Here is a 13665-nt window from a genome sequence, read left to right as displayed (position 1 = left end):
ATGAGGCAATTAAAAGAATTGATTCGGGTGAATTTGCTATTTGCCAATCCACAAGTCACACAAAAAGGACGATTGAAAGGCAAGTCAGGTACGCCTTTGATTCGGTCGATCTTATCACAATATGTTTTATCTGCTGTTATTTTCGTTGTCGTATATGGATTGATCATGATCCAAACTGATTTTTCTAAGCAACCGCAATTGTTTACTTATTTCGTTGCGCTATTTAGCGTACTTGGATTATCACAAACGATCAATGCGATCATAAATGTCTTTTTAGAGAGTAAAGATTTACCGGCATACTTGCCTTTACCGTTTACACCACGCGCGATTTTTAGTGCAAAGCTGATCGTAGTTAGTCTGACAGTAGTTCCTTTTTTATTACCTATTTTTGTTTTATTTTTATTAAGCGGTATTAAAGCACAGGTGCCGCTTATTCTAGCAGTTTTGATTGCACTCGTATTATTTTTGCTTTGTTTATTGTTTTTATATTTGATTTCGAGTTTACTTGTATTTAGTTTAGCTAGAACGCATTTTTATAAAAAACACAAAAAAATCGTAACATCGGCGCTATTATTTATCACGACCGGGTTGGTAATAGTAGGGGTTTTGGTCTTAAATCAATCTGATGCGCTTGAAACTACAAACGGAGCACCAGCATTGGTCGTGTTTTTGCCTTTATTTTGTTTAACGACGCAAGTCTTATCTTTGGCAAGTTTGTATTCATTGATTGGATTAATTGGTTTGTTATCGTGTTTACTATTGATTTTTCGCTTTTTCATTTTTCCACGGTTTTACGAAGAGTTGATTGAAATCTCGACGATCCAAGGAAATCCGACACGTAAGATCAAACAACAACAAAGTCTTACGAAATTACTTTGGTCTTATAATCTGCAGCTGATTAAAGATCCTAATTTATTGTTACAAGTATTTTCTAGTTCACTTGTGTTTCCAATTATCTTCTTTTTTAGTTTTGGATTTAGTAATGTTTGGAATCTTAGTGGGGTTGGAAATCAGTATAGTGTGACCCTATTTTATGGCGGAGTATTGCTTAGCTATCTGGTGACGACACCATTATCTCTAGTCGCAATTTTATTGTCTTTAGATAAAGAAAATTATCTTTATATCCATGCCACTCCGATTTCGATTCGTTATTATCTACGCCAAAAATTCTTATTTGGCTTTATCGTTCAAAGTATTTTGACGTTTATTTTAGCCACGTTGGCTTATTTCTTATTTCATATGAGTCTTAGTCTATGGATAGCTTTTATTCTTGGTGGGATTTTAGGAAGTTCTGTCTTTTCTCAAGTCTATTTTTGGCGTGATTTTCGGTTGTTTTCAAGTCACTGGACAGATTTAACACAGTTATTTTCAAGAGGATCTGGGACGTTTGGCTTATTATTGCTTCAATTTGGAGGATTAGTCGGGGGTGGGCTAATCATTGGTGGGACGGTTTGGCTCATGATGATAAGCACGACGTTTTTGATTCCCTTGGGTTTGCTCTTACTACTTTTAATCGTCGCAAGTGGCGTACACGGGTATTTCTATTTAACCTATTGGAAAAAAGTATGAGAAAGTGGCATCTTGGAGTTTGTCTGCTTGTATGTATGTGTTGGCCATTATCGGTTGAAGCGTCCTCTGTGCTTGCGATGCAGCGACTTTATAATCCAAATAGTGGCGAACATTTTTATACCGCTTCGATAACAGAACAACAAATGCTAGTGGACTTAGGATGGCAAGCAGAAGGAGTGGCGTGGAATGCACCGCTTCAAGGTTTGCCGGTATATCGTGTATACAATAAAGAAGCTGGAGATCATCATTACACCGTGTCGGAAGTTGAAAAAGCTCAGTTAGTAGCACTTGGTTGGCAAGATGAAGGAGTGGGATGGTATGCCGCTTCAAAGGGTCAAGCTGTGTATCGCGCGTACAATCCATATGCAAAAACAGGAACCCATCATTATACAACAAGTCAAGCAGAGATCGATCAGTTGTGTCAATTAGGGTGGCAAGACGAAGGAGTCGCTTGGTATAGTAGCAAGCAAGATCTAACCCTAACACCAACACAACTCGAACAAGAAATCGCACAAGATGCGTTGGACTTAGTTAAAGCTTATCGCGCAACACGAGCACTTTTTCAGCTTGTTCCTCAAGTCGAGTTAGCACAAGGCGCTTTTTTAAGAAGTCGTGAGCTTTCAGAGTACGATACGAGTGTAGAGGATCAACAAAAATTAGCAGCGCATCTTCGTCCAGATGGTCAGTCTTTTGTTTCGATCTATCAAGAATTAAATCATCCAGAATTTACAGAGATGGCTGAAAATATTGCGATCATCCCCACGCAATCAACTGCGAAGCAAACCGCGCAATTGGCGATCGACACGTTAGCCAATAGTCAGCAAGGTCATCGTGAAACGATGGAATCAACTAAGTATACAGATCTTGGTATCGGAGTATCGCAAACAGCTACTCAAACCATTGTCGTACAACACTTTGCTAAAAAATAAAGCAGCAGCCGATTGGCTGCTGCTTTATTTACTTGTTTTTACTTTGCGATTCTTAAATACGGTGACAAGGATTGGAACAAGTGATACTAGGATAATACCAATCATGATAATTGAAAAGTGTTCGTTGATAAATGGGATCGAACCAAGGAAATATCCTGCAAATAATCCAATCGCTGACCAACAAATGGCACTGACGATATTGTAAAAACTAAACAATCGCCAACTCATCTGACTTGCTCCTGCGATAAAGGGGATAAATGTACGCACGAAAGGTAAGAAACGCCCAATAAAAATCGTATGCTTTCCTTTTTCATTAAAGAAATGCTCGGCTTTCTCAACTTCTTCTTGCCGGATAAAGCGTGATAATTTTCCATCATATAATACTTTTAATCCAAATGTTCGGCCTAACCAGTAGTTGAGTAAATCACCTAAGATCGCAGCAACGACACAAGTCAGAAACAAAGTAGGCAAGTGTAACACGCTACTGCCGACTGCCGCAAGTGCACCAGCTGCAAACAGTAAGGAATCACCTGGTAAAAATGGGAAAATGACGACACCTGTTTCAACAAAAATAATTAAAAATAATAGGGGGTAGATACCCCAGCCGTATTGATTGACCAATGCCAAAAGATGCGCATCGATATGGATAATAAAATCGATCAGTGCCAAAAGAAATTCGCTCCTTTAATTATAGTCTCATTTTATATAGTAAAGAAGTTTAAGAGGAAGGTCTAGAAAAACTTTGAAAAAAAGAAAAACTTAACTTATTTCATAAATTTTTTGACCAAAGCAAACTTTTTATCTGTATAAGGAGGATAGAGCATCGACAGTTTAGGCAAGTCGCGTTTTTTGACGATCGCCTTTTGATGTGAAAAGGTCAAAAAGCTATAATGTCCATGATAATGGCCCATCCCAGATTGTCCGACCCCACCAAATGGTAAATATTCATTCGTTAAATGAAGGAGAGTATCGTTGATGACACCACCACCAAAACTTAGATTAGCCAAGACAAGATCTTCTTCTTTTTTCTCTTTTGTAAATAAGTATAAGGCTAACGGTTTTTCACGTTGTTGAATCGGATGAAGGACATCTTGTTCAAAATGTGATTGTCTATACGTGAGAATCGGCAGTACCGGACCAAATAATTCTTCTTGCATCAACGCATCTTCAAATGAAAGCTCTGTGACGATCGTTGGCGCTACATAGCGAGAAGGCGCATCGATTTCTCCACCTAAGATCACTTTTCCAGTAGTATGTTGTAGGAGGTCGACAAAACGTGAAGCATGTTTTTCAGTAGCTAAGCGACCAAAATCTGGGCTTTCTTTTGGTTCAAGACCGTAAAATTTTTGTAAGTACAAGGTTAATTCCCGTGTAAAATCATGTGCGATGGTTTCTTCAACGAGTACATAGTCTGGAGCGACACAAGTTTGACCAGCGTTTAAAAATTTTCCCCATGCGATTTTTTCAGCAGCTGTCTGGATATCGCTGCTTTGGGTTACAATAGCCGGACTTTTTCCGCCGAGTTCTAGCGTAACTGGAATCAAGCGTTCACTTGCTGCTTTCATGACGATTTTTCCTACAGCAGGACTACCGGTAAAAAAGATATGATCGACTGGTTGGTGTAAAAGAGTCGTCGTTTCTTCGATTGCACCAGGGACTACAGCGACAAATTCAGGCTCAAAGATCGAATGGATCATGTCTTTTAAAACGTTTGTGACATGAGGTGTGTATTCAGAAGGCTTGATAATCACAGTATTTCCAGCGGCAATTGCACCGATCAAAGGTTCGATCACGAGCTGAAAGGGATAGTTGAACGGACCAATGATCAAAACAGTTCCTAAAGGTTCAAAAATCGAATAACTCGAAGCACCTAAGAGGTAAGTTGGATTTTTTGCTTTTTTTGGACGCATCCAGCGAGCTAATTTTTTACGAGTTTGTCGAATACTTTGTAAAACATAGCCGATTTCAGTTGCATAGGTTTCAAAAGCCGATTTATGTAAGTCTTGTTCAAATGCTTGGTAGAGTTGATCGGTATAGGCTAAGATCGCACGTTCTAGTTTTTTTAATTGTGTTAAGCGAAAAGCTAACGGGCGTGTTTGATTGGTAGAATAAAATATTTTTTGCTGTGCCACAATAGTTGGGATATCCATAAGTCACTCTCCGATATGATAGGTTTTAGTTTAGTGTACGCTAAATCGTAAAGAAAACAAAAAAATAAGCGCTAGAAGCTTCTAGCGCTTATTGATCGATTCGATTATAGAGATTTTGCTACTTCAGCTACACGGTTCAATCCATTTTCAACGATTTCAGCTGTTTTAGAAGGGTCAGCATTGTGTCCTTCGATGATCACTTCTTCAGTGATGTTCATTCCGAACATACCGCCGAATGTTTTTTCCATGTAAGTTACAGCAGTTTCCATTGCAACTGCATCACCAGAAGAGTAGATTCCACCACGAGCGTTTAATAGAATAATTTCTTTACCCGCTTGTAATTGGTTCATTGTTCCATCTTGGTTGTATGAGAATGTGTATCCAGCTTGGAAAATGTAATCGATAAATGTGTGTAACGCAGCAGGGATCGTTAAGTTCCACATTGGGAAAGCAAATACGACTACGTCTGCTTTAGAGAATTTTTGTTGTACGATTTCACGGATATCCATTAATTTTTGTTCAGCATCTGTAAATGGTTTGTCTGTCGCCATTTTACCAAAAGCATCAAATAATGTTTGACCGATATAAGGCATATCTTGAGCGAATACATCAAATGTATCGATATTTACTTTTGTTGCATCTAAATTTTCTACAAATGTGTTATACATTGCAGTTGAAGTTCCATCTGGACGGTTGTTTCCTTTTACGACTAATACGTTTTTCATAGAATTTATTCCACCTATTCTTAATCTTTAATTTTTTAACTGAATTTAGCATACACTATTTTTTTATGACTTACAATAAATAAGCTCTTACTTTTTTATAGTATTTTTAAAATACCTCAGGAATACTTGAATAAATAAAAAAATAAAGGTATACTAAATCAAAAGTTTAGGCAAGCCTAAAAATAAAAAAGAATCGAAAAGAGGGAAGTTATGATTCAAATAAACGATCTTTGTGTCAGTTATCGCAAAGGAGAACCAGCAGTCGACCATCTCACACTTACAGTTGAACACCCAGCTTTGATTGGGATTTTAGGGCCTAATGGGGCAGGGAAGTCGACCTTTATCAAAGGGATATTAAAGCTGATCCCCGCTAGTGGAAAAGCCTTGATCGATACACAACCAATCGACAAGTGTCGCAAAGAGATTGCCTATGTCGAGCAAAAAGCCGAGATCGATCGCACGTTTCCAATCACAGTAGCAGAATGTGTGTCGCTTGGTCTATATCCACATCGCCCATTTTATAAGCGCATCACAAAATATGAATGGGAAAAAGTATTTACTGCATTAGCAAAAGTTGAGATGCAAGAATTTGCATCTCGTCAGATCGGTGAACTCTCAGGAGGTCAATTTCAGCGAGTACTAGTCGCACGAGCTCTAGTACAACAAGCCAAAGTGATTTTTTTAGATGAACCTTTCGTTGGAATCGATCGTCAAAGTGAACATTTGATCATGGAAGTGTTACGCGACTTACGCGATCAAGGAACGTATATTTTTATTGTTCATCATGATCTAGGTAAAGTCGATGATTATTTTGACCAAGTCGTATTGATGAATAAACAGCTGATTGCCTATGGTCCTACAAAAGAAACGTTCATTCCGCAGTGGATTACAAAAACTTACGGCACTCAAACCATTATTTTGGAAAGAAAGGAGGAAATGAAATGATCTTTTTTGACGCGTTGAGGCAATATGAATTTTTACAGCATGCTTTAGTAACCGCACTTGCGATCGGGATCGTTTCTGGAGTGTTGGGCTGTTTTATTATTTTAAGAGGCTTGTCTTTAATGGGGGATGCAATTTCACACGCAGTATTACCAGGAGTAGCGTTATCGTATATTTTTGGCATCTCTTATTTCTGGGGAGCACTATGCTTTGGTTTAGTCGCTTCATTTTTGATTTCGTCGATTTCCAGTCAAAGCGTGATCAAACAAGATACAGCGATCGGGATCACCTTTAGTAGTTTTTTAGCTTTAGGAGTCATTTTGATCGGTGTTTCCAATAGTTCGACAGATCTATTTCATGTGTTGTTTGGAAATATTTTAGCTGTTACCAAAACTGAAATGTGGCAGACGATCTTGATTGCAACTGTTGTGATATTCGTTTTGGGTCTCTTTTACCGTCCATTATTTTTGACGTCTTTTGATCCGATGATGGCAAAAGCGGCCGGAATAAAAGTTCAGTGGTTTCATTATTTATTGATGATGCTGTTAACCGTCGTCTCGATTACCGCGATGCAAAGCGTTGGAACGATGTTAGTCGTCTCGCTGTTGATCACACCTGCAGCCACAGCTTTTTTATTCAGTAAACGACTGCATTATATGTTAGCACTCGCGGCATTATTTGGTGCTAGTGCTTCGTTTTTTGGACTCTGGATTGGGTATGTTTATAATTTATCAGCTGGATCAAGTATCGTATTGTTTGCGGCAGCACAATTTGTTCTCGCCTTTTTATTCTCGCCGAAGCACCAATTGAAGTATGCCCGTGTATATCGTAGTGTAGGTGTGAGTGCTGCAGTTTTAGGGATGGGTAGCTTGTTTTTCTTTTCTTCAGATACGATGAAAGAAGATCAGATGAACGTTGTGGTTACCAATTCGATCTTATATGATCTTGTCAATCAAGTTGGTCAAGAACACGTAAATGTCCATTCGATGGTTCCGGTAGGGAAAAACCCTCACGAGCATGAACCTTTACCAGAAGATATCAGCAAGGTCAGTGAGGCTGAGGTCGTGTTTTATAACGGTTTAAATTTGGAAGCGGGTGGGAATGGTTGGTTCCAAAAATTGATGGAGACGACAAACAAACAACAAAATCAGGATTACTTTGCGGTAAGTCGTACTGTTGAGCCATTATACATCGATGGTACAAATGAAAAAACATCCGATAAATTAGATCCACATGCCTGGCTAGCACTTGAAAATGGTCAAAAATATGTTACGGAGATCGCGCGTGTTTTAAGCCAAAAAGATCCTGAACATCAAGAAGCTTATCAAAAAAATGCGCAAGCGTATAATCAAAGATTGCAACAACTAGACGATCAGGTTCGACAACAAATGGCGCAAGTCCCTAGAGAGAATCGCTTGATCGTGACGAGTGAAGGTGCTTTTCAGTATTTTTCAAAAGCATATGACATACCGTTTGCGTATATCTGGCCAATCAATACTGAACAAGAAGGCACGCCACAACAAGTTCAATCTTTAGTCGATCGTCTAAAAGATAGTGCAGTACCTGTTGTCTTTGTTGAGACGAGTGTGTCGAAAAAGCCGATGGAAAGTATCGCAACACAAACCAATAAACCGATCTATAGCGAGTTGTTCACCGATTCGATTGCCCCAAAAGGAGAAATTGGAGACAGTTACTATGCGATGATGGAATGGAATCTAAATCAGATTGCGAAAGGATTAACACAAAAAAGTGAACGAGATTAATCTCGTTCACTTTTTTTTCTAGACATTACTTTTTTCTTTGGCACTAACACGGCAGCTTTTTCTTCTTTTTCTAGATGATAATATGTCACAGTAGGTGGTACCCCTAATCGTGCAGGGATCGCAGTCATGCCAATACCGGTATTGACAGATAAAAGAGTTTTTTCTGCAAGGAGATAAAGACCATGTGTGAACTTTGTTGAACCTTTGTGAGTAGGACGATAGCGCGGCAAGCGAATCTGTCCACCGTGACTGTGGCCGGCCATTACTAGATCAAAGCGCTCGATATGCGGGATGACTTCAACGCTATCTGGTTCATGCGTGAGTAAGATATGCCAATCGGCAAAAGTTTGTTGATACTTGTAAGTTGGATGACCTTTGATTGCGTCATCTAGTCCTACGATTGTCAGAGAGACTTGGTCATTTGTAAAATAAGTTTGTTCATTAACGAGCAATTGGAAATCAGACTTTTTAAAAATCTCACGAACAAAATATTGTCCGTCATGCGCATAGTCATGATTGCCTAAAATCGCAAACTTTCCTAAAGGAGCATGTAATTTTTTTAGTTTCTCAACTAATTTTTTCGTATTACGTTGAGGCCAATGCGCGTAATTTGAGATCAAGTCACCGGTAAAGATGATCATATCTGGTTTTGTTACTAAAAGTTGTTTGATCACACGATTTAGCTTGCGTGGTGGATACCACCGCGAAAAATGAAGATCACTGATCTGCGCGAGAACAATACTAGTTTTTCCTTGATAAAGATCGGCCGCGCTTGTAATATCCAACACTTTTTTCTTATCTTTACGGATAAAATAATGTGTTTCAAGCAAGCGACTTGGCTCGATAAAAAAGATATACACTAGAAAACCTACGAGCAGAAGGAGACAAAAATAAAAGAAGATCATGCAAGAAGCGCTCCTTAACTAGAATTAATAGATAACCTTAGAATAGGCGAAAATCACAAAAAAAGCAATCGAACAAAACAAAAAAGATTCGTTTGATTGCTAAAAAATTACATATATTATTTAAAATGCTTTCGTACCGGGGAAAGATGCTTTTGTCGAGAGAAACGAGTTGAAAATCGTTTGGGAATCACAAACAAGACCGTATCATAAGGTAAAGAAATAACACTCCATAAAAGACCTAAACTATTTTTAGAACGCGTATACACAAGTTCGGACAGTCCATAAAAAAGACCTAAACTGATCAGTAATAGACTCCATTTCGTTACGCTAGCTGGATAAGTTGATTGATGTAAAAGCCAAGTAAAGAGAAAAGGCATGACATAAAAATAAGTCGCGAATATCCCAAAGCGCCAATTGCGAACGAAGAAAAAACATTCTCGAATCAATAGAATCAAGCTAAATAAAAATGCTAGTGGTGGAAATAGACTGAATAAAGCGGTGTAGATCAAGCCGAATACAAATAAGACGGGCCCATTGACAAGCGCTGCAATCGCCAAAAAGGCGAGAATAACAACTAATTTTCCCCAAAGTGATGTAAGACAAAGTAAAGTAAATAAACCAAATAAACACCAATAACTAGCACTCGTACGAACTTCTTGTTTGGTTTGTGGTGTTTTGAATCGTGTGCGTAATTGTTTGATCAACTGTTGCACCTTCACATCCCCCATTTCTTATAGATAGTATACGGTAAACCTAATCTCAAAACCTCGTGCCTAAGTCTGAGTTTTCAGTAAAAATCAGTGCTTTCCATTTAGAAATCTTGAAAAATATGCTATTGTATGAAAGAGAATTAAGGAGGAACACATATGATTTTTGATACTCATACTCATTTAAATGCTGAACAGTTCCAAGATGAGATCGAAGAAACAATCGTCCGCGCAACAGAATTAGGCGTAACGCAAATGGCTGTTGTGGGATTTGATACGCCAACGATCGAGAAATCACTTGAACTAAGCCGAAATCACAAAAACATCTATAGCATTATTGGCTGGCACCCAACAGAAGCTGGAAGTTATACAAAAGAAATTGAAACACGACTATATGAGCAATTAACGCTCCCAAAAGTTGTAGCGCTTGGTGAGATCGGATTAGATTATTATTGGATGGAAGATCCTAAAGAAGTTCAAGCCAAAGTATTCAAACGCCAGATCGAAATCGCCAAAGAGTTTCACTTGCCAATCAGTATCCATACACGTGATGCAATGGAAGATACCTATCAAATCTTAAAAGAAGCCAATATCCAAGATATCGGTGGGATCATGCACAGTTTTAGTGGTGATGGCGAGTGGGCGAAGAAATTTTTAGATTTAGGGATGCATATTTCATTTAGTGGTGTGGTGACGTTTAAAAAAGCACTTGAAGTAAAAGAAGCAGCTCAGGTCGTGCCACTTGAGCGTCTATTGGTCGAAACCGATGCGCCGTATCTTGCACCAGTTCCATTTCGTGGTAAACGCAATGAACCAGGCTATACGAAATATGTAGTGGATGAGATCGCTGCCTTACGTGAGATGAGCGTCGAGGATGTAGCCCAACAAACGACTCAAAATGCGCGTCGTTTGTTTAGGATCGGTGAGTAAAATGGGGAAACTAAAAGTAGAAGAGATCATCGTAGTCGAAGGAAAAGACGACACGAGACGATTGCAACAAGTACTAGAAGTCGATACGATTGAAACGATCGGTTCAGCGATTAATGATCAAATCTTAGAACGAATCGCGCATGCACAAGAAACTCGCGGTGTGATCGTGTTTACGGATCCAGATTTTTCTGGTGAAAAGATTCGAAAAACGATCATGGCAGAGATCCCTGATGCCAAGCATGCTTTTTTACCTCGTGATCAAGCTGTACCCAAGAAAAAAGGCGGGAGTTTAGGCGTCGAGCATGCAAGCGATGAGGCGATTTTGGAGGCCTTACGAAAAGTTGTCACGCCAGTAGCAGAAGATGAAGCTGTAGGGATCGATCGCGCCACTTTGATGGCGTATGGTCTGATTGCAGGAGATAAAGCCAAAGAACGTCGTGAAGCATTAGGGGATCTTTTGCGGATCGGCTATACGAATGGCAAACAATTAGAAAAGCGCTTGGCGATGTTTCGAATCGATGAAGCAACGTTTAAAGACGCAATGAAACAAGTGGAGGAAAATTTGTGAACGAATATCGCGAAATCGCAACACCATCTCGAACAAAAGAGATCTTAGCCAAACATGGCTTTACCTTTAAAAAAAGTTTAGGACAAAATTTCTTAACTGATCCTAATATTTTACGCAAAATCGTTGAAGCAGCTGAAATTGATACGCACACGAATGCTGTCGAAGTAGGACCTGGAATTGGGGCGTTGACAGAGCATCTAGCACAAAATGCACATCAAGTCCTAGCCTTTGAGATTGATGACCGTTTGATCCCAGTTTTAGCAGATACATTATCACCTTATGACAACGTAACAGTTATCCATCAAGATATTTTAAAAGTCGATGTAGCTACTGTTTTTAAGGAGCAATTTAAAGAGGAGTTACCAATCAAAGTCGTTGCGAATCTACCGTATTACATTACGACTCCGATCATGATGCATTTTTTAGAATCAAAAGCGAATGTAGCTGAAATGGTCGTGATGATGCAAAAAGAAGTGGCAGACCGCATTTCTGCAAAACCTGGAACAAAAGCATATGGCTCGCTTTCGATCGCTGTGCAATACCATATGCATGCTGAAGTCGCGTTTATCGTACCAAAAACGGTATTCGTTCCACAACCAAATGTGGATTCAGCGATTCTAAAATTAACACGCCGTGAAACGCCTGCTGTTGAGGTAACTGACGAAAAAGCGTTCTTTAAATTAACGAAAGCAGGATTTTTACAACGCCGCAAAACGTTATGGAATAATTTACAAAGTTATTATGGCAAAGACGAGGCTACAAAAGCTTGGTTGCAAAAGAGTTTAGATGAAGCGCAAATCGATCCTTCAAGACGTGGCGAAACCTTGAGTTTAGAAGAATTTGCACGCTTAAGTAACACAATGGAAGCTTTAAAATAAAGACGTGACCTTACTTTTGTAGGGTCTTTTTTTATTCTAAATAAGTGTCTTGACACCTGGAACTATTCTGGTACAATCAAATTATCAAACGTGTCTTGACACATAAAGGAGTACTGTATGAAAACTCGTTCTGTTCGTTCATTGACAATTGGTGCATTACTGATTGCGATGGGGATCTTGATTCCAATGATGATGCCAAAAATCGTGATCGGCCCAGCTTCATTTACCTTAGCTAGTCATGTACCTGTCATGCTTGCGATGTTTTTTTCACCAACGATGGCAATCGCAGTCGCACTGGGAACTACTTTTGGATTTTTAGTTACGACACCATTCATTATCGCGGCTAGAGCACTGACGCATGTTGTTTTTGCTACGATCGGTGCCTTTTATCTTCAACGGTATCCGCAAACTGTCGCGCATCCAGTAAAATTTCAATTATTTAATTTTGTGATGGCGATGATTCATGCTGTAGCCGAAGTAGCGATGGTATGGGCATTTTATGCGACAGGTTCAATTAGTGGAGCAACGATTGATCAAAATTTCTTTGGCTTCCTTTTTGGTCTATTGGGCGTGGGAGGGATCTTACATAGTATGATCGATTTCACGTTAGCTTTCTTTATTGCAAAAAATCTTAGTCGTCTCTTTTATATTCCAGTTTTTGCCAAAGCGAAAGCACAAAGCCGAACGTTTTCTGAAATTACACTCGAAAAAAAATAGAAAACTTGTGAAAAAACGATTGTTGTTCAAAACACCGCGTGGTATAGTAAACGTGTGAAGTCACTTCACAAAAATCAGAGTAGGAGATAAAGCGTTAAGTGCCAAAAGGATGGGATGTTGCCTATTGGACGAAGGATGAAGATCCGCGGTTTTGTCTTCGCATTCGCTGCATATCATGTGTAGCAACTCGCTAAGGAGATGCTAAAATGAACACCAAGAAATTAAATGCCCGAATGATCGCCTTGATGGGGATCTTGATTGCACTGATCGCGATCTTGGGTAAAATGTTAGGGATTGAAACGCAATTTCTAACGATCAGTTTTTCATTCGTTCCCACGATGATCATGGGAATGTTATTTGGTCCTTTGTGGACGGGGATCGGCTGTGTATTAGCTGATTTTCTAGGAATGGCACTATTTGCTAAGTCCTCATTTTTTATCGGATTTACATTCAATGCTTTTTTAGCTGGCGCCATCTATGGTTGGTTTTTCTATCAAAAACCAGTGACTCTAAAACGCGCATTAGGTTGTGTATTGACGATTACCCTAGTGATCAATCTTTGTTTGACACCCATTTGGTTGTCGATCATGTATGGTCAACCCTTATTTAGTTGGGTGATCTGGGGACCACGTTTGATCAAAACGGTCATCTTTTTCCCGATCCAAACGTGTCTAGTGTACTTCTTTGGAAGTGTCACGACGTTAGATCGTATCGTCAGACGTGCCGCTATTAAATTAAATTCATAATTTCAAGGACCACTCGAACATCCGCGAGTGGTTTTTTTTCATATAAAAAAGCTTTCTGTAGAAACGTTTCTATAAAATATTTGAATTATTTAATTAAGAAAACGCTTGCTTTTTATATTTAGGGCATATATACTAC

Annotated in this window: 14 protein-coding genes and 1 riboswitch; of the genes, 9 read left to right on the top strand and 5 right to left on the bottom strand. The window is 39.1% G+C overall.

The genetic code is table 11. The features are described from left to right. Together I573_RS01375 and I573_RS01370 are read left to right on the top strand one after the other, a co-directional pair. Entirely contained in the window at positions 1-1569 is a 1569-nt protein-coding gene (locus I573_RS01375; protein ID WP_016184774.1) for a hypothetical protein, read from the top strand. Further along, positions 1566-2498, top strand: coding sequence for a CAP domain-containing protein (locus tag I573_RS01370; protein ID WP_016184773.1), 933 nt, complete (start codon positions 1566-1568; stop codon positions 2496-2498). Before I573_RS01375 ends, I573_RS01370 begins: the two co-directional genes overlap by 4 nt. A gap of 24 nt (positions 2499-2522) precedes the next feature. Here I573_RS01370 and I573_RS01365 read toward each other — a convergent pair whose 3' ends face one another. From I573_RS01365 to I573_RS01355, 3 genes are all read right to left on the bottom strand, one after another. Further along, positions 2523-3167, bottom strand: a complete 645-nt coding sequence (locus I573_RS01365; RefSeq protein WP_016184772.1) for a VTT domain-containing protein — start codon at positions 3165-3167, stop codon at positions 2523-2525. Positions 3168-3262: 95 nt separating this feature from the next. Next, the gene (locus tag I573_RS01360; protein ID WP_016184771.1) at positions 3263-4648 is read right to left on the bottom strand and encodes an aldehyde dehydrogenase; all 1386 of its coding nucleotides are present in this window, start codon (positions 4646-4648) and stop codon (positions 3263-3265) included. Positions 4649-4752: 104 nt separating this feature from the next. Beyond that, positions 4753-5373, bottom strand: coding sequence for an FMN-dependent NADH-azoreductase (locus I573_RS01355; protein ID WP_016184770.1), 621 nt, complete (start codon positions 5371-5373; stop codon positions 4753-4755). Between the two features lie 210 nt (positions 5374-5583). Between I573_RS01355 and I573_RS01350 the strand changes: the two genes are divergently transcribed. Further along, positions 5584-6318, top strand: a complete 735-nt coding sequence (locus I573_RS01350) for a metal ABC transporter ATP-binding protein (RefSeq protein WP_016184769.1) — start codon at positions 5584-5586, stop codon at positions 6316-6318. Continuing rightward, positions 6315-8078, top strand: a complete 1764-nt coding sequence (locus I573_RS11365; protein WP_016184768.1) for a metal ABC transporter solute-binding protein, Zn/Mn family — start codon at positions 6315-6317, stop codon at positions 8076-8078. The genes I573_RS01350 and I573_RS11365 overlap by 4 nt, the downstream gene beginning before the upstream one ends. On the opposite strand, the gene I573_RS01340 is transcribed toward I573_RS11365, so the two are convergent. Both I573_RS01340 and I573_RS01335 read right to left on the bottom strand, forming a co-directional pair. Next, a complete protein-coding gene (locus I573_RS01340; protein ID WP_016184767.1) occupies positions 8075-8983 on the bottom strand; it encodes a metallophosphoesterase in 909 nt (302 codons plus the stop codon). The genes I573_RS11365 and I573_RS01340 overlap by 4 nt on opposite strands. Before the next feature lie 116 nt (positions 8984-9099). Beyond that, a complete protein-coding gene (locus I573_RS01335) occupies positions 9100-9696 on the bottom strand; it encodes a hypothetical protein (protein WP_016184766.1) in 597 nt (198 codons plus the stop codon). 153 nt (positions 9697-9849) lie between these two features. Between I573_RS01335 and I573_RS01330 the strand changes: the two genes are divergently transcribed. The 5 genes from I573_RS01330 to I573_RS01310 all read left to right on the top strand — a co-directional run bounded on the left by I573_RS01330 (position 9850) and on the right by I573_RS01310 (position 13529). Further along, positions 9850-10620 carry a TatD family hydrolase gene (locus tag I573_RS01330; protein WP_016184765.1) on the top strand — a complete coding sequence of 257 codons (771 nt, stop codon included), beginning with the start codon at positions 9850-9852 and terminating at the stop codon, positions 10618-10620. A 1-nt stretch (position 10621) separates the two neighbouring features. After that, the gene (gene rnmV, locus I573_RS01325) at positions 10622-11188 is read left to right on the top strand and encodes a ribonuclease M5 (protein ID WP_016184764.1); all 567 of its coding nucleotides are present in this window, start codon (positions 10622-10624) and stop codon (positions 11186-11188) included. Beyond that, positions 11185-12066, top strand: coding sequence for a 16S rRNA (adenine(1518)-N(6)/adenine(1519)-N(6))-dimethyltransferase RsmA (rsmA, locus tag I573_RS01320; RefSeq protein ID WP_016184763.1), 882 nt, complete (start codon positions 11185-11187; stop codon positions 12064-12066). The genes rnmV and rsmA overlap by 4 nt, the downstream gene beginning before the upstream one ends. Positions 12067-12183: 117 nt before the next feature. Then, positions 12184-12783, top strand: coding sequence for a hypothetical protein (locus I573_RS01315; RefSeq protein WP_016184762.1), 600 nt, complete (start codon positions 12184-12186; stop codon positions 12781-12783). Positions 12784-12856: 73 nt separating this feature from the next. After that, a riboswitch (THF riboswitch) is annotated at positions 12857-12954 on the top strand. 35 nt (positions 12955-12989) lie between these two features. Further along, on the top strand, positions 12990-13529 hold the full coding sequence (locus I573_RS01310) for a folate family ECF transporter S component (protein WP_016184761.1): 540 nt from the start codon (positions 12990-12992) through the stop codon (positions 13527-13529). Positions 13530-13665: the final 136 nt, after the last annotated feature.

The sequence above is a fragment of the Enterococcus sulfureus ATCC 49903 genome, assembly GCF_000407605.1.
Taxonomy (GTDB): domain Bacteria; phylum Bacillota; class Bacilli; order Lactobacillales; family Enterococcaceae; genus Enterococcus_G; species Enterococcus_G sulfureus.
This window is presented reverse-complemented; position numbering and strand designations above follow the sequence as displayed.